Origin of the sequence: Delftia tsuruhatensis NBRC 16741 (assembly GCF_001571325.1) — a bacterium.
Classification (GTDB): domain Bacteria; phylum Pseudomonadota; class Gammaproteobacteria; order Burkholderiales; family Burkholderiaceae_C; genus Comamonas; species Comamonas tsuruhatensis.
In genome coordinates, this window is sequence record NZ_BCTO01000069.1 from 19,469 (window position 1) to 40,618 (window position 21,150).

18 protein-coding genes are annotated in these 21,150 nt (G+C 65.6%); 7 read left to right on the forward strand and 11 right to left on the reverse strand.

Going from position 1 to position 21,150, the window contains the following annotated elements:
• Nucleotide 1 precedes the first annotated feature (1 nt).
• From DTS01S_RS26040 to DTS01S_RS26055, 4 genes are read left to right on the forward strand one after another with little or no spacing between them, the layout of a single operon-like run.
• A complete protein-coding gene (locus DTS01S_RS26040; RefSeq protein ID WP_061289619.1) occupies nt 2-787 on the forward strand; it encodes an ABC transporter ATP-binding protein in 786 nt (261 codons plus the stop codon).
• Entirely contained in the window at nt 784-1,545 is a 762-nt protein-coding gene (locus DTS01S_RS26045) for an ABC transporter permease (protein WP_016450562.1), read from the forward strand. Before DTS01S_RS26040 ends, DTS01S_RS26045 begins: the two co-directional genes overlap by 4 nt.
• A 38-nt stretch (nt 1,546-1,583) precedes the next feature.
• Entirely contained in the window at nt 1,584-2,594 is a 1,011-nt protein-coding gene (locus DTS01S_RS26050; protein ID WP_046239925.1) for an ABC transporter substrate-binding protein, read from the forward strand.
• A gap of 1 nt (nt 2,595) precedes the next feature.
• Nucleotides 2,596-3,393 (forward strand): SDR family oxidoreductase, encoded by a 798-nt coding sequence (locus DTS01S_RS26055; RefSeq protein WP_046239924.1) that lies wholly within the window; start codon nt 2,596-2,598, stop codon nt 3,391-3,393.
• Nucleotides 3,394-3,400: 7 nt separating this feature from the next.
• Here DTS01S_RS26055 and DTS01S_RS26060 read toward each other — a convergent pair whose 3' ends face one another.
• The 3 genes from DTS01S_RS26060 to DTS01S_RS30705 form a co-directional block, all read right to left on the reverse strand.
• Nucleotides 3,401-5,218 (reverse strand): methyl-accepting chemotaxis protein, encoded by a 1,818-nt coding sequence (locus DTS01S_RS26060; RefSeq protein ID WP_061289622.1) that lies wholly within the window; start codon nt 5,216-5,218, stop codon nt 3,401-3,403.
• A 93-nt stretch (nt 5,219-5,311) separates the two neighbouring features.
• Entirely contained in the window at nt 5,312-6,505 is a 1,194-nt protein-coding gene (locus tag DTS01S_RS26065) for a helix-turn-helix domain-containing protein (protein WP_047326901.1), read from the reverse strand.
• Between the two features lie 181 nt (nt 6,506-6,686).
• Nucleotides 6,687-7,037, reverse strand: a complete 351-nt coding sequence (locus tag DTS01S_RS30705; RefSeq protein ID WP_139223898.1) for a hypothetical protein — start codon at nt 7,035-7,037, stop codon at nt 6,687-6,689.
• Nucleotides 7,038-7,337: 300 nt separating this feature from the next.
• On the opposite strand from DTS01S_RS30705, the gene DTS01S_RS26070 reads away from it, so the two are divergent.
• The gene (locus DTS01S_RS26070; RefSeq protein ID WP_017406013.1) at nt 7,338-9,956 is read left to right on the forward strand and encodes a midcut-by-XrtH protein; all 2,619 of its coding nucleotides are present in this window, start codon (nt 7,338-7,340) and stop codon (nt 9,954-9,956) included.
• Nucleotides 9,957-10,010: 54 nt separating this feature from the next.
• Here DTS01S_RS26070 and DTS01S_RS26075 read toward each other — a convergent pair whose 3' ends face one another.
• The 5 genes from DTS01S_RS26075 to DTS01S_RS26095 form a co-directional block, all read right to left on the reverse strand.
• The gene (locus DTS01S_RS26075; protein ID WP_017406012.1) at nt 10,011-11,279 is read right to left on the reverse strand and encodes a ferritin-like domain-containing protein; all 1,269 of its coding nucleotides are present in this window, start codon (nt 11,277-11,279) and stop codon (nt 10,011-10,013) included.
• Nucleotides 11,280-11,287: 8 nt separating this feature from the next.
• A complete protein-coding gene (locus DTS01S_RS26080) occupies nt 11,288-12,154 on the reverse strand; it encodes a phosphate/phosphite/phosphonate ABC transporter substrate-binding protein (RefSeq protein ID WP_061289626.1) in 867 nt (288 codons plus the stop codon).
• Nucleotides 12,155-12,218: 64 nt separating this feature from the next.
• Nucleotides 12,219-13,328: an acyl-CoA dehydrogenase family protein gene (locus DTS01S_RS26085; protein WP_026062547.1), complete on the reverse strand. Its 1,110-nt coding sequence runs from the start codon at nt 13,326-13,328 to the stop codon at nt 12,219-12,221.
• Between the two features lie 327 nt (nt 13,329-13,655).
• Complete coding sequence (locus DTS01S_RS26090; protein ID WP_061289629.1) at nt 13,656-14,888, reverse strand: sensor domain-containing phosphodiesterase; 1,233 nt, start codon at nt 14,886-14,888, stop codon at nt 13,656-13,658.
• Between the two features lie 369 nt (nt 14,889-15,257).
• Complete coding sequence (locus DTS01S_RS26095; RefSeq protein WP_061289632.1) at nt 15,258-16,073, reverse strand: helix-turn-helix domain-containing protein; 816 nt, start codon at nt 16,071-16,073, stop codon at nt 15,258-15,260.
• Between the two features lie 73 nt (nt 16,074-16,146).
• On the opposite strand from DTS01S_RS26095, the gene DTS01S_RS26100 reads away from it, so the two are divergent.
• Nucleotides 16,147-16,863, forward strand: coding sequence for an aspartate/glutamate racemase family protein (locus DTS01S_RS26100; RefSeq protein ID WP_016450656.1), 717 nt, complete (start codon nt 16,147-16,149; stop codon nt 16,861-16,863).
• A gap of 96 nt (nt 16,864-16,959) precedes the next feature.
• On the opposite strand, the gene DTS01S_RS26105 is transcribed toward DTS01S_RS26100, so the two are convergent.
• The 3 genes from DTS01S_RS26105 to DTS01S_RS26120 form a co-directional block, all read right to left on the reverse strand.
• Nucleotides 16,960-18,126 (reverse strand): GGDEF domain-containing protein, encoded by a 1,167-nt coding sequence (locus DTS01S_RS26105; RefSeq protein ID WP_047474028.1) that lies wholly within the window; start codon nt 18,124-18,126, stop codon nt 16,960-16,962.
• 524 nt (nt 18,127-18,650) lie between these two features.
• Nucleotides 18,651-19,334 carry an energy-coupling factor ABC transporter permease gene (locus DTS01S_RS26115; RefSeq protein WP_016453227.1) on the reverse strand — a complete coding sequence of 228 codons (684 nt, stop codon included), beginning with the start codon at nt 19,332-19,334 and terminating at the stop codon, nt 18,651-18,653.
• A gap of 202 nt (nt 19,335-19,536) precedes the next feature.
• On the reverse strand, nt 19,537-19,926 hold the full coding sequence (locus tag DTS01S_RS26120; protein WP_016450653.1) for a MerR family transcriptional regulator: 390 nt from the start codon (nt 19,924-19,926) through the stop codon (nt 19,537-19,539).
• Between the two features lie 72 nt (nt 19,927-19,998).
• Here DTS01S_RS26120 and DTS01S_RS30040 point away from each other — a divergent pair, with 72 nt between their 5' ends.
• Nucleotides 19,999-21,078: an SDR family oxidoreductase gene (locus tag DTS01S_RS30040; protein ID WP_074932080.1), complete on the forward strand. Its 1,080-nt coding sequence runs from the start codon at nt 19,999-20,001 to the stop codon at nt 21,076-21,078.
• The last annotated feature ends 72 nt before the right edge of the window (nt 21,079-21,150 follow it).

A 21,150-nucleotide genomic window follows, 5' to 3' on the forward strand; every position in this document is an offset into this window, starting at 1 on the left:
CATGGCGAACCTGCAAGAGGGGACGGACGGGGCTGCAACCATGGCGTTTCTCGATGTCGAGCAAGTGGTCTTCACCTACCCTGGCCGCCCGCCCGTGGTGGACGGCGTGGACTGGCGCGTGCAGGCCGGTGAGGTCCACTGCCTGCTGGGCCGCAGCGGCTGCGGCAAGACTACCTTGCTGAAGCTGGCGGCGGGGATGCTCAGGCCGCAGTCGGGCCGCATTCTGCTGCGTGGCGCCGAGCTGGCCGAGCCCGGCCCGCAACTGGGCTTCATGTTCCAGGCGCCCACGCTGCTGGAGTGGCATACGGCGCTGGGCAATGTGCTGCTGCCCGTGTCGCTGCAAAGGCGCCCCGCGCCGCAGGACGAGCAACGCGCCCTGGCGCTGCTGCAGCAGCTGGGCCTGGCCAGCCACGCGCAGCGCCATCCGCGCCATCTCTCGGGCGGGCAGCAAAGCCGCGTGGCGCTGGCACGGGCGCTGGTCCTCGATCCGCCGCTGCTGCTGCTGGACGAGCCCTTTGCCGCGCTGGACGCCATCACGCGCGCCGAGCTGCAGGATGACCTGCTGCGCACCTGCCGCGAGCGCGGCACCACGGTGCTCTTCGTCACCCACGACATCAACGAGGCCGTCTACCTGGGCGACCGCATCGCCCTCATGCACGGCGGGCGCATCGTGGCCGATATGGCGGTCGATCTGCCCGCGCCGCGCACCCAGGCCATGCGCCACGGGCCGGCGTTCAACGAACACTGCGCCCGCGTGCGCGCAGCCCTGGACAGGACGGCGGCATGACGGTGTCCTTGTTCCATGCCCGCCTGCTGGCCGCCGCGCTGGCGCTGGTCCTGCTGGGCCTGTGGGAGCTGCTGGTGCGGCAATGGGGCCTGTCCGCCCTGGTGCTGCCGGCGCCCTCGGCCATTGCGGCATCGCTGTGGACGGGGCTGGCCACGGGCTATTTCTGGCCGCACATCTGGGCGACGCTCCAGGCCCTGCTGCTGGGGCTGGCGGCCGGCAGCGCGATCGGCCTGCTGGCGGGCATGGCCCTGGCTGAATCCGAGCTGCTCGAGCGTGTGCTCAAGCCCTACGTGGTGGTCAGCCAGGTCGTGCCCAAGCTGGCGCTGGCGCCGCTGTTCGTGCTGTGGTTCGGCTTCGGCATGCTGCCCACGGTGCTGATCACGGCGCTGATCTGCTTTTTCCCGCTGATGGAAAACACCTTGACCGGCCTGCGCCAGGTCGATGCCCAGCGCCTGCAGCTGTTTCGCATGCTGGGCGCCACGCGGCTGCAGACGCTGCTGCGCCTGAAGCTGCCCACGGGTCTGCCCGCCATTCTTGCGGGCCTGCGCGTGGCCGTGGTGCTGGCCCTGGTCGGCGCCGTGGTGGCCGAATTCATGGGCGCCAGCCGGGGCCTGGGCGCCGTGGTCATTGCCGCCCAGGGAATGATGGACACCACCCTCATGTTCGCCGCCCTGGTGCTGATCGCCGCCATGGGCCTGCTGCTGTACCAGGCCTGCCTGGTGCTGGAGCGCCGGCTGCTGCGCTCGCGCGCCGCCTGACCACCCTGAACACTTCCGCAACCTTTTCCCCAAGCGCCATGCACACACCGCAATCCCCCTTCCTCACCCGCCGCAGCCTGCTGGGCGCCTCTGCCGGTTTTGCCGGCCTGGCGCTGGCCGGCAATTGCCTGGCCGCTCCTGTGCAAGGCAAGATCCGCCTGGCGGGCTGGAGCAAGCCCATCAGCGAGATCACCAACATCCTGGCCGAGCCCGACAAGGGCTTTTTCAAGGCCCAGGGCGTGGAGCTGGCCTACCTGCCCGGCGCGGGCGGCGGCGACGCCATCCGCAACATGCTCAGCGGCCAGGCCGATGTGGCCTTCACCGACCCCGGCTCCTTCTTCATGGCGCTGGACAAGGGCGAGAAGCTGGTCGCCATCTACGACATCTACCCGCAGAACGTGTTCAACGTGGTCTCGCTCAAGTCGGCCGGCATCCGCAAGCCGGCGGACCTCAAGGGCAAGAAGATCGGCGTCTACAGCCTGTCCAGCGGCACGCGCCAGAACCTGCTGGTGATGCTGCACCAGGCCGGCCTCAAGGAGTCGGACGTGACCATCGTCGTCACCGGCCTGCTCAACTTCGCGCCGCTGATGCAGGGCCAGGTCGATGCCACGGCCGCCACCGACACCGGCCTGGCCGTGGGCCTGCGCAAAGGCATTGGCGAGGTCGATGTGATGCAGGTGCGCGACCACCTCAACATCTCCAGCGACATGTTCGTGGTGCGCGAGGACACGCTGCGCGACAAAAAGGACCTGCTGCGCGCCTTCCTCAAGGGCTACCGCGACAGCGCCGCCTGGATGATGGCCAACCCCGAGGAAGCCGCCACGCTGGCCGGCAAGCACGCCATCGACGGCACCCAGCGCGACATCAACCTGGACGTGATTCGCCTGCGCAATGCGTCTTCGCAGCCGCTGCAGGCCGGCAAGCCGCTGGGCAGCTTCGACCTGGCCGCCCTGCAAAAGGGCGCCGACGCCTACCGCGCGCTGGGCATGGTGCAAAGGCAGATCAAGGTGTCCGACGTGGTGGACACCAGCCTGCTGCCCGGGGCCTGAGATGGCACAGCCGTCTTCCCTGGGCCTGCAAGGCAAGGTGGTACTGGTCACCGGCGCCGGCCGCGGCATAGGCGCGGCCATTGCCACCGCCTTCGCGCGCGAGGGCGCCCTCGTGGCGGTCAACCACCTGTCCAACGACGCTGCCGCCGCCCGCACCGTGGCGGCCTGCCAGGCTGCGGGCAAGCAGGCCGGAGGCGATGCCTGGGCCATCAAGGCCGATGTAGGCTCGCAGCCTGCCGTCCAGGCCATGGCCGAGGCCATCGCGCGCGAGGCCGGCGCCATCGACATCGTGGTCAACAACGCCTTCAAACCCTACGCCTTCGACCCCGAGCGCCGCCGCCGCTTCGACGACCTGGACTGGAGCGACTACCAGGCCCAGTACGACGGTGCCGTGGGCGCGGCCTTCAACGTCTGCCGCGCCGTGCTGCCGCAGATGCGCCAGCGTGCGCGGGGCAGCATCGTCAACATCGCCAGCAACCTGGTGGAGCACCCCGTCGTGCCGTACCACGACTACACCACGGCCAAGGCCTCGCTGGTGGCCTTCAGCCGCAACCTGGCCAGCGAGCTGGGGCCCGTGGGCATACGTGTCAACTGCGTGGCGCCGGGCCTGGTCTATCCCACGCAGGGCACGCAGGACACGCGCGAGTCCTTCCGAGAATCGCTGATGGCCGCCACGCCGCTGCGCCGCCTGGCAAGCCCCGAAGACGTGGCAGGGCCGGTGCTGTTCCTGGCCTCGGAACTGAGCGGCTTCATGACGGGACAGGTACTGTTCGTCGATGGCGGCCTGGTTATGCGCTGAGCCTGTTCTAGAACTGCTCCCACTCATCGGTCTCGGCCATCTCGGCCATTCCGGCCGCCGTGGCGCGGCGGGGTATTGCTGCCTTGGCGGGCAGCGCCACAGGCGCGCTGGAGGCCGCAGCCGCTGCCGCGCGCAAGGGCTTGGCAGGGAGGGGAACGGCAGGGGCCAGCGCGGGAGCCGGCCTGGCGGTCTGTGCGCGCGCCGGCACGGCCGCTGCCACTGTCGTGGACTTGGACAGGGCGGCCTGGGGGCGGGTCGCGTTCTCATCCAGCCGGAACACGCTGACCAGTTGCACCAGTTGCGCGGCCTGCTTGTTCAGGCTGTCGGCAGCAGCGGCAGACTCTTCCACCAGGGAAGCGTTTTGCTGCGTCACCTGGTCGAGCTGCTGCACCGCGTCGCTGACCTGGGTCACGCCCTGGGACTGCTCCTGCGTGGCGGCACCGATGTCGGAGATCAGTTCGGCCACGCGGTGCGTCTGGGTGACGATGTCGTTCATGGTGCTGCCGGCCTCGGCCACCTGGCGGGAGCCGGCGGCGACCTTGCCCACGCTCTCGCTGATCAGGCCCTTGATCTCCTTGGCCGCATTGGCGCAGCGCTGGGCCAGCGACCGCACCTCGGAGGCGACTACCGCAAAGCCCTTGCCCTGTTCCCCGGCACGCGCGGCCTCCACGGCGGCATTGAGCGCGAGGATGTTGGTCTGGAAGGCGATGGCGTCGATCACGCCGATGATTTCCCCGATCTTGCGCGAGCTGTGCGTGATGTCCTCCATGGTGCTGACCACGCCATGCACCACCTCGCCGCCGTGCACGGCCGTGGCGCTGGCCGACTGGGCCAGGCCCGAGGCGCTGCGCACCGTGTCCACGTTCTGCTGAATGGTGGCGGTCATCTGCTCCATGGAGGCAGCCGTTTCCTCCAGGTTGGCGGCCTGCTCTTCCGTGCGCGCGCTCAGGTCGGCGTTGCCCGAGGCGATCTGGCTGGCGCCCGTGGCAATCGATTCGCTGCTGTGGCGCACCTGGCTGACGATGCCGGCCAGGCTGGCGCGCATGGCCTCCAGGCTGGCCAGCAGGCTGGTGGTATCGCCCCGGCGCAGCTGCACGTTCACCGCCAGGTTGCCCTTGGCCACTTCCTGCGTGACCTGGGCCGCGTAGGCCGGCTCGCCACCGAGCAGGCCCTTGATGCGGCGGGTGATGGCCCAGGCCACCAGCGCACCCAGCAACAGCGAGGCCAGGGCCAGCGACAGCATCTGCCGGCCGGCGGCCAGCGATTTGCCTTCGGTGGCCTGGGCCGTTTCCGTGGCACGCACCTGCTGGTGGGCCAGCATGTCGTTGATGGCGGCAAAGAACGCGTCCTGCTGCCTGCGGAACTCTCCGCTGCTGCCCAGCATGGCCGAGACGGTGGGCAGGTCATGCCGCATGGCCGCGGCCATGAACTGGTCCAGCAGCGGCAGGTAGGCGGTGCGCGCATTCCTCATGCGGTCGTACAGGGCGATGCCCTGCGGCGTGGTCAGTCCCTCGCGGAACTGCTCCATGAGCTGGCCTATCTTCTGGCGCTGCGTGTCCAGCGTGGCCTTGGCCAGGGCCTTTTCCGCAGGGTCTTCGATCAGCGCCAGACTGCGCACGCCGCGGAAGATGAACTCCACCGAGCTCTTGACCTCCACCAGCCTGAGCAGGCTGGTGATGCGCGTGTCGGCCAGGTAGGAGACATCGTCCGAGGCCTGGATCAGCCGCGCTCGGCCCAGCAGCGCAATCGACAGCGCGATGAGGATGAGAACCGAGAAACCCAGACCCAGCATGGAGCCCGTTTTCATATTCTTCAGATATTTCATGCGTCTTCCTTTGCGTCCTACTTTGCGTGTTGCTTCGGGTGATCGGTAGGGCCTGAATACACGCCCGTCATATGCATTCCAGGATTTTTCAAATCACGTCAGCCGGTGGTGCCGAACCCAGGCCGATGGCGGTATCCCATAATGGCCGGAAAAATCCCTGGAAAATGTGGAGAGGGAGGAATATCCAAGCCGGGAGGAAATCTGTCCTATGCTTTGATCCGTGGTCAGCAAGGATTCCGCAGCCAGGTGGATACGGCTTTGTCTTATATATTCACCAATGCTGCATGATCGGCTATGGCGAAATGAAACTTCCAGCGTGCGGCGGCTGACGCGGCAATGGTCGGCAATGGACTGCACCAGCAGTTTCTTGTCCAGGTTGTCTTCTATGTATTGAAGGGCGCGTTTCACATAGGCAGGTTCCAGGTCATGCAACCGCGCCTCGTCCATGGCCGTGAATCGTGATTTCTCCAGATAAGGACTGATGGCCATGCTCTTGAGTCGCATGATGTTCAGCGCCTTCAGCGTGGACAGTGCGCCCGCGAAATCGCCCTGCGTTTCCTGTATGTGGTACTCATAGACCAGCGCATTGCGGTGCAGGCCCTCCAACTGGTAGGTCTGCGCCGTGGACTTGGCCAGTACGGCGGCCTGCAGCGCCTGTCCGTACTGGCGCTTGCTGCAATGCACCAGCGCACTGCTGAGCCAGGCCCAGCCTGCAATGGGCGGGTTCTTGGCCTGGTAGTGGATGCCGATGCGCTCAATGGCGCGGACCACGGCGGCAGCCTCGCGCCGGCCCGACTCCAGCCCCTTGAGCGACAGCCGCAGCAGCTCGCTGTACGGCCAGGCCAGGCCCGCTGGCAGCTGGCGGCCCACATTCCCCAGCAGGTCCTGCAAGGCAGCGCTGTCGGGCGCAGCGGCACCCAGCTGGACCAGGCCTGAATCGGGCGGCGGCCCGCACCACAGGTCCTGGTGGTTTTTATAAAGAAAGACCTTCCAGAGGATTTGCGCCCTGGCCCAGGTGATCAGGGCGGGGAGCCAGGGGCTGTCTCCGGGCGCCATTTGCGCAAAATCATGGTCCTTGCCTTCGATCAATTGCAGGGCGGTATCGAGCTCGCCCAGCCGGCCATGCGCCAGCGCCAGCACATAGGTGGCGCGCACCAGGGCCTCGGGCGGCAGCAGCGCGGGATTGGCCATGGCCGCCGTGGCCAGTGAAATGGCATTGCGCTCCTCACCCAGCTGGCAATGGATGAAGGCCGCTGCGATGCGCGACGACACCGCGCGGTCAGGCATGCGGTGCAATTCGAAAATCGCCTGCGCTTCCTGAATATGCCTGAGTACCAATGATGGATATATCGGCGGCTCCGGCCATTTGCACGCCTGCAGCAATTGCTCGGCCCGGCTGATTTTATTGTTTCCCTGATCAGGTCGCTGGTGATGGTCGGATATTATTCTCCACAATCTGGATGCGCTCTCATCTGGGTGGCCGTGGATGTTGTGCGTCAAAAGATGGATTGAGTAAGAATTCTTGCTTGAAAAAATCAATGATCCTGCTTGATTGATGCATTTTCATGATGAATGCATCTGTGGGGTGGCGCAGGCCTGTCCCATGGGAAACACTGATTGACTGGAGGAATCTTACAGGCTGAATAAACAATTGTTTACATTTGGAAAAGCTTTCTCTTGTCAGATTGCGCAGGCGTTTGTCTTTTTGCGAAACTTTCTCCGGCTCCATTGACTTAATTCGCTGATGCGGCTCGGTTTTTCTGATGGGAAAAATCACAAAGGCCCGCGAGAAAATCCCTGGGTTTTCTAGGGTTGTCACAAGTCGAGTGATATGCGGCCCGCATGTGGGCGGGGTGGATCTGGGCCGGTACCTGCCAGGCAAGGGCGGGCGGTCGGACGAGCTGGGCGCATTGGAGGGGTCGTGCGGCCTTCGAGCGGCCCTTGCCAGAGCCGGTGCCCGCTGGCCAATTACCTGCTTTCAGGGATATGCGCTGCGCAGGTCGTCGTCTAAAGTAAGAAATTGTCAGCAGCGCAGTCATTTGTGGCCTGCCTGAAGGCAGTGGCGGGGACCGCTCCCCGCCTGTTCGGATCTTCGGATCTTTTCTTCCAGGCCAGACCCATGCTGCAACTTTTCCAATTCCTTGCCCGTGGCACGGGGCTCGCACAGGCGTTGGGCGCCTTGGCCGTGGCCTGTGCCGTGCCGGCAGCCCAGGCCCAGAGCATCACTGCGGCACCGCTGGCAGCCGTGGCGCCGGCGGCGATTCCTGTGGACCACCCTGGCGCTCTTGCGCTGCTGGCGTTGGCCTTGGGGGCCTGCCTTGTGCGGGGTGTGCAAAAAGGGCGGATCTCCCTGGTCGGCCTGCGTGCCTGGGCCCTGGGCGGTGCTGTCGTGGCGACAGCGGCCACGGCGGCCTGGGGCGACCGGGTGCAGGCCCAGATACAGGAATTGCAGGAAGCCTTCAACCAGGCCGCAGGCGAGACGCTCACCGTTCCCGTGCAGACGACAGCGCTGGGTGCCGATGGCGCACCGCAGGGATTCCTGCCCGTGGTCTATCGCAACCAGACGTCGGTGCGGCTGAAAGTCACCGGCATCACGGACCCTGTGTGGAACACCTGCTTTCCGCTGGGCGTGCCCGGCGCGATTCCCTCGACGGCCGCGCGTCCCGGCAGCGCCTGCGCGGTCGGCGCCACGCTGGAGGCGGGCGGCTCCTGCTGGGTGGATGTGGCGCAGCTGTGCGCCAACGCGGCGGCCGCCGCGCACGGCAGCCACGCCAGCGTGCTTGCGCCCGACAGCGTGCAGGTGGACACGGCCGGGCAGCGCACGGGCAATGTGCTGTCCAACGATTCCGATGCCGATGGGGCGCTCGTGGTCGCCAGCTTCACCTATGAAGGCCAGACCGTGGCGGCCGGCAGCTCCCGGAACGTGGCGGGGCGCGGGACCTTCGCACTGCAGGCAGACGGCAGCTTCACTTTCCAGGCGGATGCGAACTACAGCGGCGGCCATCCGCTGGGCATCGGTTACACCGTGCAGACCGGCGCGTCCAGCACGCTGAGTGTTTTCGTGAACCGGATGCCCGTGGCCGGCAACGATACGGCCACCACCGATGCCGATACATCCGTCGCCATCGCCGTGCGCGGGAACGACAGCGATGCGGATGGGGACAGCCTGACCGTTTCCGGCATCACCCAGGGCACCCACGGTTCCGTGGTCGTGGATGCCGTCACGGGCAATCCGGTCTACACGCCGAACGCCAACTTCACCGGCAGCGACAGCTTCACCTACACCATTGGCGACGGCAGGGGCGGCTTTGCCACGGCCAGCGTGTCGGTGACGGTTGCTGCTGCGCCCTCCGGCAATCAACCGCCAGTGTCTGTCTCCGATGCGATAGTGGTGGCCGAGGGCGCTGTGGCCACGGTCCTTGCCAGCGGTGCAACCAGCGTGCTGGCCAACGACACGGACCCTGACGGCAATCCGCTCGTCGCGGTGCTGGTGACGGGTCCGGCGAACGGGTCCCTGACGCTGAGCGGCAATGGCACCTTCACCTATATCCACAACGGCAGCGAGACGGTTTCCGACAGCTTTGCCTACCGTGCCAGCGATGGGCTGGCCATGGGAAACATCGTCACTGTTTCCATCACGGTCACTCCCGTGAACGATGCACCGGTTGCCGTGGCAGATCAATGGATGGTTGCCACGGACATCCCGCGTAGCATCAGCTTTGCCACGTTGCTGGCCATCGCACACGGCACAGGCGGGACCAGCGTCAGGTTTCCGATAACCACGAAGCTGGTGGATACGGATGGCTCGGAAACCCTGTCGATCAGGATCAGTGGACTGCCCACCAATCTGTCCTTCAATGCGGGCACGAACCTGGGTGGTGGTGTCTGGCAGTTCACCGAAGCCGACCTGCCCAATCTCATCCTGAATCTGCCTGGCAGCTACACCACGAACGCCACCAATCTCACGGTCCAGGCCACGGCGACGGAGGTGAGCGGCGGCTTCACGGCATCGACATCCACCGTGGTCACGCTCAAGGCCTCATATACGACCGTGGATGTCACCACGACCCATAGCGGCAGCTATACGGGCAGCTCGGCCAGCGAATACATCGTTGGTGGCAACGGCGCCAACACCATCAGCGCCACCAACGGAAACAACATCGTTTTCGGAGGCGCTGGCGACGACAACCTGTCGGCGGGCGCAGGCTCCGATGTGCTGATGGGCGGCAGCGGCAACGACACCCTCAACGCGGGATCGGGCACGGACCTGCTGGCCGGTGGCCCCGGCAACGATCTGATGAGCGGCGGTGATGCGGGCGAGAACTTCGTGGATGTCTTTGCCTGGTCGCTGGGAGACCAGGGGGCGGCAGGAACACCGGCCATGGACCGAATCCAGAACTTCGCCATGGCGGCCGCGGGAGCCAACGGCGCAGGCGGTGATGTACTGGACCTGCGCGACCTGCTGCAGGGTGAATCCGCAGGCCCCGGCAATGCCGCAGGCAACCTGGCCGACTACCTGCACTTCGAGATCACGGGAGGTGATACCTGGGTCCATGTCAGCCACACGGGCGGCTTCGGTGCGGACTCCCATGCGGTGGGTGCAAGCTATTCGGCATCGGCCGAGACCCAGCAGATCATCCTGGAAGGCGTGAATCTGCAGACGCTGTATTCCGGTGCCGCCACGGATCAGCAGATCATCACGCAGCTGCTGAACAGCAATAAATTGATCGTGGATTGACCGGCGCCGGTCCTATGGCCACCGGGCACCGCGCACCGGGTCCGTTTCTCGTGCCTACATGAAATTGCGCGTATGCAGCGAGGCCAGCCGCTCGGCGTGCCCGCGCTCGAAGCCCAGCCGCAGCAGCTTGGAGAGACGCCCGTCTGCCATGTCGCGCATGAGCTGCTGCACGCGGGCGGCGCCACGGGCCAGGGCCTCGGGGGTGAGGGTGCCGGCCGCGATGAGGATCAGGGCGTCGAAGACTTCCTCGTTCAGGCCCGAGGTGCCGGCCAGGTTGTCGAAGCGCTGCTCCACGGCCTGGGCCAGCTGGTGCTGGAAGCCGGGCTCGTGCTGCAGGCGGTACAGCAGGTGGGACATGCCCAGGGCCACATGGCGCGCCTCGTCGCGCGCGGCCAGGCGGCAGATCTGGCGTGTGAGGGGGTCGGGCGCCTCGGTCTGCAGGAACTGCAGCAGGTGCACGAAGGTGCCTTCGCCCAGCACCGACAGCAGGAAACCCGCCACGGAAAAATCCGTCTCGTCCAGCAGGCTCTTGAGCGAGGCCTGGCCACCCGCCGTGGACAGGGCGGGCTCGCGGCCGTGGCGGCGGATGCGGCGCGTGAAGACATCGATGTGCCGCGCCTCGTCGGCCACCTGGATGGCCAGCGCAGCCTGCAGTTCGCGGTAGTGCGGGTGCAACTGGCCGAGGAAGCGCGCAGGCACCAGCAGGGCCGCGTTCTCGTTCTCCACCATGTAGGTCATGAGCTGCACGATGGCGTCCTCCACGGGCGCGGGCAGCTCGGGCGCATCGCACCAGTCGATATCGGTGTCGGCATTCCACTGCGCGGCCACGGCCTGGGCGTAGAGGTCGGCGGCGCTGTCGGTCCAGACCTGCAGCTTGTCGCTGAGCCGGAAATGGAAGGCCGGCGCCCCGGCTTCCACCTGCGCGCCACGCGCGGCCAGGCCCCAGAACGGCTGGGCCTGCGCGGCCACGGCACCGTCGCCCGAGCGTGCATCGCTGCGGCCCGTGTGCGCCGCGCCGCGCCAGCGCCCGGACTGCGCGCTGCCGCGCGCCACGATGGCCATGGACTGTGCTGCACCCGCGCCGTCCTCCCAGCGCAGGCCGTGGCCCTGGTCGCTGCACCAGCCCGACAGCTGGGCCTGCCAGCCCGGCGAGCTGCCGGTCACGCGCAGCTGCCCGCCCACGGGCAGGGCGGCCAGCGCGTGCTTGACCAGAAGATGGGCACCGGCATCGAAGCCCAGGCCCTGCAGGTCGATGACAGGCAGATCGGCAGCCTGCATATCGGCGGCCTGCTGGGCGGGGCTGGAGGAATCAGGCATGGCCATGGCGCGTATCAGTAACGGTAGTCCTGCACGGTGATGCGGCCTTCGGCGTCGTAGAAGGCCTCGTCCGTCACCGCGCGCTCCAGCAGGCCGTAGCCCGTGCCGCGGCCCGGGTGCCAGACCTTCAGGCCTTCCAGCTCCAGCAGCGGGCGCACTGCCGCGTCGTCCCAGGACATGGCCAGCAGGATGTCGCGGAAGGCGGCGGCACGCCCGGCATCGATGTGCGGGCCGGCCGTCATGTTGCAGTGGTCGAAGGCGCCCGAGGTGGCCAGCACGCGCGTGCCGCCGGCCGGCAGCGTGCCTTCGCGCGCAAAGGCCAGGTAGTTCTTGCCCACCATCCATGAAGCCTGTATCTCGCCGGCCACCATGGCGGCGGCGGCCAGGCGCTCGCCGCCGATGTGGTCGCCGTGCTTGCCGCCCAGCACGTCAAAGCGGCGTGCCGTGTAGTCGCGCCCGGCCACCAGCCCTTGCTGGCGCAGATGGTCCAGCGGGATCAGCGTGGCCTGGGGCGAATCCACGGCACCGAAGCCCACGGTCTTGCCGTGCAGGTCCTGCACGCTCTGGATGGGGCTGTCTGCGGGCACGACCAGCAGCGAATGCAGGTCCAGGTCGGTATCGCGCATGGCGATGGACTCCACGCGCAGGCCGCGCGCGCGGGCCATGCGGTCGGCGCGCACAAAGGCCAGCGGCGAGTTCCAGGCCAGGTGCACATCGCCTGCCATCAACGCCTCGGTCAGCGACTCGTAGTTGGAATAGAGAACGTAGTCGAAGTAGTAGCCGCGCTCGATGAAATACGCCTTGAAGCCTTCCCAGATGGTGATCACCTTGGGGGCGTAGGCCACGGCGCCGAGCTTGATCACGGGGGCGGTTGTCGTCATGCGGAAGTCCTTTGCTGGATGGGGGAGGAGGGGTGAAGCGATCGACGGGTTCTGCCGTTCAGGCTCAGGCGGCGGCGTCGCACATGCCTTTGCCCAGCATGTCGTAGATCACATCGGTGGTGGGCGCCATGACCGAGGCGGCGCGCGCATCGCGGAACAGGCGCTCTATGCCCAGCTCCTTGCGGAAGGCGGCGCCGCCGCACACGCGCATGGCAATGTCGGTCACTTCCAGTGCGGCCTCGGCGGCTGCGGCCTTGCTCTGCAGCAGGCGGGTGCGCGCATCGGCCCGGGCCGCCTGCACGGCGGCCACGGTATCGTCGCGCAGCAGGCGGGCCTGCTCCAGGCGCAGCTGGGCACGGGCCAGGTAGGCGCGGATGGTGGGCAGGTCGGCCAGCGAGCTGCCGCTTTCCGCAAAGCGCGTGCCCGCCACATGGGCCACGGCGCGGCGCAGCGCGCCCTGCATCAGGCCGATGGACGTGGTGGCGATCAGCGTGGGAAAGAAGGGCATCAGATAGCGGCCCTTCACGGCCTCGCCCTCGCCGTCGGCGCCCAGCATGCGGGCGCGTGGAACGCCCACGTTGCGTGCCTCGATGGGCGAGGACGCATTGCCGCGCAGCCCCATGCCGTTGAAGCGTCCGGGAATGGACAGGCCCGGCAGCCGGCTGTCCACCAGCCACAGCGTATTGCCCTCGCCCTGCGTGGCGCGCGAGATCCAGACATAGGAATCGGCCTCGCCGGCCGACGTGATCATGCTCTTGAGCGCGTTCAGGTGGATGACATCTTCAGCGGCGGTCGCCGTGCCCGTCGGCGCCCAGATATGGCTGCGCGAGCCGGCTTCGGACACGGCCAGCGTGGTGAGGTGGCGGCCGGCCGCGATCTCGCGGCGCACAGGGTCGTCGGCAAAGGGTTCGATCAGCGCCACGCCGCAGTAGTGCATGGTCAGCACCATGGCCGTGCAGGGGCAGTCCTGGGCAATGCGCTCGACGACCTGCACCGCTTCGGCCAGGCCCTTGCCCAGGCCGCCCACCTCGCTGGCGCTGATCAGGCCCAGCAGGCCGGCTGCCGCCAGTGCATCCAGCGCGGCGCGCGGGTAGCGTGCCTGCTCGTCGATCTGCGCGGCCTGGGGCGCGATGATGTCGCGCATGAGGGGTTCGAGTTGCTTCAAAACTTCCATCTGGGTTCACCGTGGGCATGCCCATGACCGCCTGCCGGGAGGCTGTTGCTGGAAGTCTGGGGAAATGCTGGGGCGCCGCGATGGCCGCTGGACGCGCCTGCCGCATGCAGACCTGCAATGGCGGATGGGCTGGGGAAAGAATGCAGGCGATTATGCGCCGGGTGCACTACGGCTTCGCGCAACGGGCGCCTTGCTCGGGCACCATGGCTGGTGTGTGCTTGATCCCGGTCAAGGTGGCGGGAGAACGCTGCGTCGCCACAGCACATTCACGCACGCATGCAGGCAGGCACGCATTCACGCAGGCTCGAAAGCTTGAACGCCTGGGCCCTAGGCCCTGGCAAGCCCCATGGCCAGCGCCTGTGCTGACCCCATCGGCTTGGCAAAGAAGTAGCCCTGGGCCAGATCCACGCCAAGGCTTGCCAGCGCATTGAATTCCTCGGCAGTCTCCACACCTTCGGCGACCACCACGCTTCCTATTTCGTGCGCGAAACTCGTGAGCCCCTTGGCGAGCGCACGGCGGCTGCGGTCGGTATCGACGTCGTGCGTGATGCTCATGTCCAGCTTGATCATGTCCGGTTGAAGATGCAGGATGTGCCGCATGCTGGAGTAGCCGGCACCGGCATCGTCGACTGCCAAGGTCGCGCCCCGGCGCCGCAGCGGAGCCAGTGCATCGGCCAAAGCCCTGTAGTCATCCACGGCGGCATGCTCCGTGATTTCCAGCGTCACGCGCGACAGATCCTGGTCCGAACCCAGAAGCCGGGGCAGCTGCCCCGACTGGATCAGCTGCGGCGAGCAGTTGACTGCGAGCAGCCAATCGGTTGGCAGGCGACCGAGCGCGCCAAGTGCCGTGTCGATTGCATGGCGCTCCAGCTCCAGCCCCAGGCCGACTTCGTGCGCTGCCTTGAACCATTGGTCTGGCGGGCGAAATGGCTCCAGGTCAAAGCGCGACAAGCACTCAAAACCGTGCAGCCTGCCTGTCGCGATGGTGTATACGGGCTGAAATACAGGGCGCAGCGCATTGCCCTGCATGGCAAGGCGGATTTCGTTGGCCGCTTTGTCCCTAGCATGCTGGACCGCAGAAGTTGCACTGAAATGCAGTCCCAATAAATCGGAGAATGCCCGCAACAGCGACATATCGTGCTCACCCAGCGCGGGATTGGGCTGGTGGCTGAAGCAGCACAAGGTGCCGTACAGACGGTTGTCATCCAGGCGGATCGGTACGCTCAGGTGCGAGCCGATGGGAATGGTGTGCGTCTCCGGTATTTCCTGTGCAGCGGGTAAACGGGACGTGTCTGGAATCAACTGCGGCAATTCGCCATTGACCACCTTCTGGCAATAGCCCTCGTTCAATGGAATCTTCTGCTGCCGGAAAATCACTCCGCCAGTGCTCTCGTCCACATGCTCCAGCACCCGATCCGCTTCGCGGAATCGGGCCACAAAGGCCACATCCATGCCCAGATGCCGCCGGACCACGGACAGCACACGGTCCACTCCATCCAGTTCAATGGCGAAAGCAAAAATTCTGCTCAAAGGTGCGAATGTGGATTTTCGAGGGGTCATTTCATTGATCTGCTCTATCAGATGTGTACGCACATTGAATTGACGCGCTGCTGGCGGATTGGCGGTCCTCAGTTCTGCCCGGTATGGCCGAGCGGCACGATATGCCGTTGATAACGGGAATGAATTATCGGTAGTCCGCTCCATTGGCAGGAACACGGCAAGGTTGGGGTTGCCGCGCCATCCCAAATCAGAACAGGGGGAGAGCAATGGCCCTAAGTATGCGCGGTTGAAGTGCGCAGGTCGAGTCCGTCTGTTCGGATTGACAATGGGAATGAAAAGCCAACGCGGGAACTTGCAAGTTCATTGCACCGTCTGGAACACCGGTCATGCCGCATGCCCCGGGCGTGACGGTTCCAGGTGCTCCATCGGTCACTGCCTGGCCGTATGGCGAATGCGGGCCAGGTACTGGCTGGGCGTCAGCCCCAGATGTTTGCGAAACGCGGCTCCCATGTGCGATTGATGGCTGAAGCCGCAATCGTGGGCGATACAGACCAGCGAATCGGCATCCGCCCGCATCATGGAGCGGGCCGCCTGTATGCGGGTCTCCACAAGATAGGCATGCGGAGTCATGCCAAGCAGCTGGGAAAACTCACGCAGAAAACGCAGCGGGGTGCGACGGGTCATCCGGGCCAGCTGGGCAATGCTCAACGGCTGTGCAAACTCGGCCGCCATGCGCTCCAGAACCGGCCGATACACCGGGCGCAATGCATCGATGCGCGGGATGGGCACATGGGGCACATCCCTCGCATCGACGCATTGCCGGGCCATGAAGTGCAGGGCTGCCTGCTCTATTGCCAGGGTGTCCGTCTCGGGGCAAAGCAGCAGTTGCCGCAGCTGGTGCGCAATCTGCAAGGCGGCGCGCTGGCCAGGGTGCACAACGCGCCGGGCTTCGGTGTCAGGCACTGCGTCGTCCAGCCATTGCTCCCATTGCGCAGGGGTACAGCGAACCACGAGGTACTCGCCGCCCGTGGCCGATTCGGAAAACACATCCACCCCCGGTGGCGTGCGTGCCACCGTGCCGGGCCATGTGTCGAAGTCCACGCGGCGGTCGCTGCCAATGGCATGCACGCCTTGCTGGCGCTCCAGCGCAATGCCCAGCGAATGAAGGCGGGTCGGGTCATGGCTGCTGTAGGCCGCGCGGCCCAGCAGCTGCACCTCGAATCCCGGTAGTTCCTGAACTTTCATCACCCTGGCGCCTTGTGTCTTGAACTGAAATTTCTTGATAGACGGGAAACCGGGCGCTGCCCACACTGAAGGCATGAACGCAAACCACACGGAAATTCACCGCATCATCGGTCTCATCGGGGGCATGAGCTGGGAGTCCAGCGCCGAGTACTACCGGCTCATCAACCAGGGCGTGCGCGACCGGCTGGGTCCGCTGCGCTCTGCAAAACTGCTCATGTACAGCGTGGATTTTGGCCCCATCGAGCTGGCCCAGCATGAAGGCCGCTGGGATGACGCAGCCGCCTTGCTGGAAGATGCCGCGCGGCGGCTGCAGGATGGCGGGGCGGATGGGGTGCTGCTGTGCACCAACACCATGCACAAGCTGGCAGACCGCATTGCGGCAGCGGTGCGCATCCCTTTTCTGCACATTGCCGACCCGGTGGCCGATGCGGCCCGGGCGGCAGGCCACCGCAGGCTGGGGCTGCTGGGCACCCGCTTCACCATGGAGCAGCCCTTCATGCGCGAGCGCCTGCAGCAGCAGGGGCTGGAGGTGATGGTGCCGCAGGAGGCGGACCGCGCCGAAGTGCACCGCATCATCTACGAGGAACTGTGCGCAGGCCGGATACGGGAAGAGTCGCGGCGCACCTATCAGCGCATCATGGCGCAGCTGGCCGGGCAGGGCGCCCAGGCCATGGTGCTGGGCTGCACGGAAATCAGCCTGCTGGTGCAGCAGGCGCATTGCCCCGTGCCCGTGCTGGACACCACGGCCTTGCATGCCGAGGCTGCGGTGGACTTTGCATTGACGCCTTGAGGCGCCAAAACGACCCGGACTGAACCGGCCCGGACCCCTATCAGCGGCAGATGTGACCTGCAAGTGCACGCAAGCGGCCCACCTGCGGTAAGCAGATCATCCGTGGGGCCGCCCTGGGGCAAGCGGGGCGAGTTCCATCCGGTCCCGTCCCTTGCGCTTCGATGCATAGAGGGCCTCGTCGGCCTGCTTGAGCCAGTGGGACAGCTCTGTTCCGGGCTGGTCGAACAAGGCCGCACCGATGCTCAGGGACACGGGCTGCGGCGTCGCGAACATCGCGCGCGCCTGCTGCACGAACGCCTCGCGCAAGTCCTGGCCCAGCGCCTGCGCGGCCGTGCCGCAGACGTTGTGCAGCAGGATCACGAACTCATCCCCGCCCAGCCGCGCGGCCAGTGCGCCGCGAGGCAGCACGCTGCGGATGAGGTCGCTCAGCGTCATCAGCAGGCGGTCGCCGGCATCGTGGCCGTGCAGGTCGTTGACCTGCTTGAAGTGGTCGATGTCGATCAGCAGCAGGGCGCCGGGGCGGGCCGGCGAGGCTTGTGCCAGCAGCGCCGGTGCGCGCAGATAGAGCGCGCGGCGGTTGTCCAGGGAGGTCAGCGGATCTCGGGCGGCAATCTGCGCGATGCGCTCCTCGCGGCGATGGCGCTCTGTCCCGGTCATGGACATGGCCAGCAGCATGATCGCCATCACGCCCTCCACCAGCGAGATCAGGATCACCGTGCCGCGGAAACTGCCCAGGTTGACGAAGGCGTCCAGCGCCACGGTCGATCCTGCCTTGGCGAGGTAGAACAGGCCGTGCGCCAGCAGCACGAAACTCAACTGCGCCGCGCCCATGCCCAGCGCGCCGCCATGCGGGCGCAGCAGCAGGCCGGCGCGCAAGGTGGTGATGGCGATCAGCAGCGACTGGATGCCCAGCATCGCCTTGGACCACCAGGGCCCGTCTGGCAGAAACAGCATGGCCAGCCAGACGACGGCCAGCAGCCACCAGAAGTGCGACAGCCGCACGCGCATGAATCCGGCGACCCCGGCCAGGAACAGCCAGTGGGCGGCGATCAGCAGGCCGTTGGGAAACCAGATGCCCAGCAGCACATGGCCGCTGGAACGCAGCAGGGCCAGCACGCAGCCCACGACGATGATGGCGAACCCCGCGCTCCACAGCAGCAGCGAGCGTTCGCGCACGCTGCTCCATTCCGCAGCCAGATACAGCGCCGAAGCGGCCGCCATGGCCGTGGTGAGAACGAGCAGGGTGAAGGGGTCGAGAGCCATGGGCGATGGAGGTATCGGCGCAGGCGCGCTCCTTGTGAGAGCCGCCAGACAAGGAGCAATGCGGCGACGGTCCGTGCCGTCGCGATGCAGTGGAGCAAAGCGAGCGGCGCGGATTGTCGCAGGAAGCGGGTTTTCAGGCTTGCCCGATCACCCGGCTGCAGCGATTCCGGCGTCGGCCGCGTTGCCAAGGCCACGTCGCGGAGGCGAACGCCGGGTCCTTGCACTGCGCAGGCATCCCGCCGCTCCAGACCATGGCGAAGCCGTCCTCACTGCTGGGCTGCGGGCTCTGTTGGAAGCCCGGGGCCTTGTGGAAGGCGGTGGATTTGCCGAGCTCGCTTGCCGGCAGGCTGATGAAGAGGGACCTGGTCATTCTGGACCAAGAGGAAGCGGCCACGGCTGCGCGCGGGGCCGTCCATGCACCTGCCGCTCCCCGCTTTGCCATGGTGGCCCGGGGGCGGCAAGGCGGGAGCACCGGGGCAAGATGCCCTATGGGGCGTCAACCGTGACCGGGGGAGCCGGCCCTGTCAGACCGCAACGGCGTGCAGGCGGGTATTGAAAAGCGGCCCTTGGGTGAAGGTCGCCAGGCGCTTGGCCAGCCACAGCACCGCCAGGTCCACCAGGGGTTCCACCAGCACGACGCACATGTAGGCAGCACCGAAGCTTGCCACTTCGGTCAAGGTTGCCAGGCTGGCACCGTGGCCGTAGATGGCCCAGAACGCGACCCACAGGACAATGCCGCCCTGGTAGGTGGTGGACAGGGCCAGGGCCTGCCTGTAGCTGATGTCCACATAGGCCGTGCCGGCGGGAATCAGCCGGCGCGCCAGTTGGTTCACCGCATACAGCGGCACCAGCAAGGTGGTGACGTTCATGCCGTACTGCGGCAGGTCGAAGGGGGCAAAGAACAGGCCCTGCACCAGCAGGCCGAACGCCAGGCCGATGGCCGCAGCTCCCGCGCCGAACATCAGCAGCAAGGTCGAGCCCAGGATCAGATGGACCTCGGACACGCCGACCGGCTCGTGCGGAAACACCTCGAAGAAGCTGAACACCAGCGCGGTGGTGATGACACTGCGGGCCAGCAGCGCGAGCCAGCCGCCGTTGTCGCGCAGGCTTTGCCGTGCCAGGGCGGCGGTCAGGCCGAAGGCCGCTGCGGCGGTGACATAACTGAGGGCGATTTTTTCGGGGCTGACGACGCCGGGTTCGATGTGCATGGGAGGTCCTGAACAGTCAAGGTCCGTTGCAGGGCGGGCGCCGACTGCGCAACGGCAAAGGTATTGAGCATAGCCGTGGATGAATGGCTGCGCCATGCCTTGGCGCGGCAGATGCGTTTTCTGTCCAGGCTGCGCGGATGTACTCGGGTGATGCCGGGAGCAGCCATGCAGCGATTGCCGCTGTTGTCTGGATGCCGACAGCTCACTTCAAGGCGTTGTTGAGTCGCTGAAGCTCAAGTTGCTTGGCAGCACTGGCCTCGAGATTTGCACGCTCCTCGTCCAAATACCGATAAATGCTTTTGAGCTCAGTGATTTTCTTTCTGATTTCCAGCATTTTCTTTTCAATCAACTTGGCACCCTCGGCACAATCGATTGACTTGTTTCTCTGCGCGTCCAGAATTTCGCCTATTTCCGCAAGAGAAAATCCCATGCTTTGTGCGCGCTGGATAAATCCAAGATCCTGCAGGGTTTGCGGTGTGTAAACACGGTAATTGTTGTTTCGCCGCAATGGTGCGATAAGGCCGATCTTCTCGTAGTAGCGCAGGGTATGGCGGCTGGCGCCGCTGCGGACCTCGAGTTCGCCGATATTCATGAAAAAACGCTTGACTATAGAGTTGGGTCGACAGTCTACACTCGATTTTTCATCGTGCCAAGGAGCAGAAAAATGAGCGTGGAGTGCTTTGTTACGGGAGGGACCGGCTTCATCGGCCAGCATCTGGTGTCATGCCTGAGCGCAAAAGGTCACACGATTCGGGTGCTGATGCGTCGCCCGGAGCGCCTGGCGCAACTGCGGGAGCAGGTCGACAATCTGGGAGGTGTCGCAAACCGTGTCTTTGCCGTGGCTGGCGATCTGGAGCAGGAGAGCCTCGGCTTGAGTCTTTCCGATCGAGAGGCTTTGCGGCAGGCCGAAGTTGTGTTCCACCTGGGCGCCCACTTCGCGTGGGGCCTTTCAATGGAGCATTCGCGTGCTGTGAATGTGGAAGGTGCAAAGCGCGTGGCGTTGTTGGCAGCGCAGCAAGATAGCCGGCTGGTGATGATCGGCGGCTATATGCTGAAGAACAATGAACATCTGCAGCGCATCGGAATTGATCCCGGCCATCCGGAAAGGACTCATTGGCCTGCCGTCTATCGGCGTGTCGGCGCTTACGAGGGGAGCAAACTGGAGGCGCATTTCGCGACCCTGGAGTTCATGGCTGCCAAGGGAGGGAAAATGACCGTCGTGCACCCCGCAACGGTCTGTGGTCATAGCCGCACGGGACATATACCTTGCAGCCAGCCACTGGTGGATCTGATACGCAATCTAACGCAGGGAAAACTGGCTGCAGTGCCCGGTAGCGCAGAGCACTGGTTGCCATTGGTCACTGTGGATTATCTGGTCGAGCTGGTTTCGGCTTGCGCTTTTGATCCTTCCATGGTCGGTCAGGAGCTCCTGGCGCTTGACGACCAAAGTCCCAACTTGCGAGAACTCCTGGCAGAGGTGGCACAACCCCTTGGAATAAAGTCCCCAAGGCATCATATTTCGCTCCGATTGCTGAAATGGCTTTTGAGCATTCCTCCGGTCGCACGGTTTTTGAATACGGATGCCGAAGCCCTGGACTTCATCCAGACTACGCGTTTTGACACAGCGGCGGTCGAGCAATTCGCCAAAAGGCACGGAATATCAAAGCCGGATATGCGTCAATCGTTACGGAATACTGCAATGTTCGTCAACTCATATTGCATGCCCAATGAAAGAGTCCACTGACGTGTATTTTGCCGGGATGAATACTGAGAAACTATCAAGATGCATTGCACCTATGCAGGCACAGCCAAGAGC

Excerpts from the sequence above, each read along its gene's own strand:
- DTS01S_RS26070 (WP_017406013.1), top strand. The coding sequence starts at position 7,338 with ATGCTGCAACTTTTCCAATTCCTTGCCCGTGGCACGGGGCTCGCACAG.
- DTS01S_RS26080 (WP_061289626.1), bottom strand. The coding sequence starts at position 12,154 with ATGACGACAACCGCCCCCGTGATCAAGCTCGGCGCCGTGGCCTACGCC.
- DTS01S_RS26115 (WP_016453227.1), bottom strand. The coding sequence starts at position 19,334 with ATGCACATCGAACCCGGCGTCGTCAGCCCCGAAAAAATCGCCCTCAGT.
- DTS01S_RS26075 (WP_017406012.1), bottom strand. The coding sequence starts at position 11,279 with ATGGCCATGCCTGATTCCTCCAGCCCCGCCCAGCAGGCCGCCGATATG.
- DTS01S_RS26065 (WP_047326901.1), bottom strand. The coding sequence starts at position 6,505 with ATGCCTGACCGCGCGGTGTCGTCGCGCATCGCAGCGGCCTTCATCCAT.
- DTS01S_RS26060 (WP_061289622.1), bottom strand. The coding sequence starts at position 5,218 with ATGAAATATCTGAAGAATATGAAAACGGGCTCCATGCTGGGTCTGGGT.
- DTS01S_RS26050 (WP_046239925.1), top strand. The coding sequence starts at position 1,584 with ATGCACACACCGCAATCCCCCTTCCTCACCCGCCGCAGCCTGCTGGGC.
- DTS01S_RS26120 (WP_016450653.1), bottom strand. The coding sequence starts at position 19,926 with ATGAATATCGGCGAACTCGAGGTCCGCAGCGGCGCCAGCCGCCATACC.
- DTS01S_RS26095 (WP_061289632.1), bottom strand. The coding sequence starts at position 16,073 with ATGAAAGTTCAGGAACTACCGGGATTCGAGGTGCAGCTGCTGGGCCGC.
- DTS01S_RS30040 (WP_074932080.1), top strand. The coding sequence starts at position 19,999 with ATGAGCGTGGAGTGCTTTGTTACGGGAGGGACCGGCTTCATCGGCCAG.
- DTS01S_RS26045 (WP_016450562.1), top strand. The coding sequence starts at position 784 with ATGACGGTGTCCTTGTTCCATGCCCGCCTGCTGGCCGCCGCGCTGGCG.
- DTS01S_RS26055 (WP_046239924.1), top strand. The coding sequence starts at position 2,596 with ATGGCACAGCCGTCTTCCCTGGGCCTGCAAGGCAAGGTGGTACTGGTC.
- DTS01S_RS26040 (WP_061289619.1), top strand. The coding sequence starts at position 2 with ATGGCGAACCTGCAAGAGGGGACGGACGGGGCTGCAACCATGGCGTTT.
- DTS01S_RS26105 (WP_047474028.1), bottom strand. The coding sequence starts at position 18,126 with ATGGCTCTCGACCCCTTCACCCTGCTCGTTCTCACCACGGCCATGGCG.
- DTS01S_RS26100 (WP_016450656.1), top strand. The coding sequence starts at position 16,147 with ATGAACGCAAACCACACGGAAATTCACCGCATCATCGGTCTCATCGGG.
- DTS01S_RS26090 (WP_061289629.1), bottom strand. The coding sequence starts at position 14,888 with ATGACCCCTCGAAAATCCACATTCGCACCTTTGAGCAGAATTTTTGCT.
- DTS01S_RS26085 (WP_026062547.1), bottom strand. The coding sequence starts at position 13,328 with ATGGAAGTTTTGAAGCAACTCGAACCCCTCATGCGCGACATCATCGCG.